This window comes from Arsukibacterium sp., from assembly GCF_036735525.1.
Lineage (GTDB): Bacteria > Pseudomonadota > Gammaproteobacteria > Enterobacterales > Alteromonadaceae > Alishewanella.
Map to the genome: position 1 here is coordinate 1,644 of NZ_DAINOE010000160.1, position 1,637 is coordinate 3,280.

Annotated in this window: 1 protein-coding gene; it reads right to left on the bottom strand. The window is 49.2% G+C overall.

Features of this window, described 5'->3' with window-relative positions; genetic code table 11:
• Positions 1-1,637: translational GTPase TypA (gene typA, locus V7D78_RS16610; protein ID WP_333609571.1), on the bottom strand; the 1,637-nt coding region annotated here is incomplete at both ends.

The window sequence follows — 1,637 nt, forward strand, 5'->3', positions numbered from 1 at the left end:
AGGTTAATGGCTTCGTCAGTACCTGAGGCACGTACGTTGGTTAATTGTTTACCCTTTAAGCAGTTAACTGTTAAGTCGTTGCTGCGGCTGTGGATACCAATGACCTGACCTTCGTAGACTTCTTCAGCATGACCAATGAACATACGGCCGCGCTCTTGCAAGGAGAAGATCGCATAACCGGCAGCCTTACCCATAGCATTAGAAATCATTACGCCGTTAGTACGCTGACCAATATTGCCACCTTTGTGCTCACCGTAGTGGTCAAAGCTGTGGTACATCAGGCCGGTACCAGAGGTAATGGTCATAAACTCGGTACGAAAACCAATTAAACCCCGGCTTGGCATGGTGAAGTCCATACGGATGCGGCCTTTACCATCTGGTTGCATATTGGTTAAGTCAGCTTTACGCTCACCCATCCGCTCCATAATAGCGCCCTGGTTCTGCTCTTCACAGTCAATGGTGACGTTTTCCATGGGTTCCATTTTCACGCCATCTACCATCTTCATGATAACTTCCGGGCGGGACACCGCTAACTCGAAACCTTCACGGCGCATGTTTTCAATTAATACGCCTAAGTGTAATTCACCACGACCTGATACCTTGAACTTGTCACCGTCTGGCGTTTCTTCAACGCGCAGTGCCACGTTGTGTTTAAGCTCGTGAGTTAAACGCTCTAAAATCTGACGAGAGGTAACAAACTTACCTTCTTTACCGGCAAACGGAGAGGTATTGACCTGGAACGTCATGGTAACGGTTGGCTCATCCACTTGCAGCGCAGGTAAAGGATCTACCTTGGTGGTGCTGCAAATAGTATCCGAAATTTTCAGCTCGCCAAGGCCGGTAAAGGCCACGATATCACCCGCTTGCGCTTCTGCGGTTTCTACCCGCTCCAGACCTAAGTAGCCAAATACCTGGCCTACTTTACCATTACGCTTATTGCCATCAGCACCAACAATAGTCACTTGCTGGTTTGGCTTTAAGGTGCCGCGCTTAATACGGCCAATGCCGATAATGCCTAAGTAGCTGGAGTAATCCAACTGTGATACCTGTAACTGCGTTTCGCCATTCAGCTCAACCGCCGGTGGAGCTACGTGCTTAACAATAGCTTCGAATAAATCGGTAATGTCTGGTTTAGTGACAGTGTGATCCAGCGTTGCCCAGCCATTGATTGCCGATGCATAAACGATAGGGAAGTCTAACTGCTCGTCAGTAGCGCCCAGATTATCAAACAGGTCAAAAACCTGGTCAATTACCCAATCCGGCCGGGCACCCGGACGGTCAATTTTGTTCACAACCACAATTGGCTTTAAACCGTGTGAAAAGGCTTTTTGCGTAACAAAACGGGTTTGCGGCATAGGACCATCTACGGCATCAACTAACAGCAGTACTGAGTCAGCCATTGACAGAACCCGCTCTACTTCACCGCCAAAGTCGGCGTGGCCCGGGGTGTCAAGAATGTTGATATGGTAACCATTCCAGCGCACTGAGGTGTTTTTGGCCAGGATAGTTATACCGCGCTCAGATTCCTGGGCGTTGGAGTCCATCATCCGCTCCTGCAGTTTGGCACGAGCATCAAAGGTACCCGACTGTTGCAGCAGTTTATCAACCAGGGTTGTTTTACCATGGTCAACGTGGGC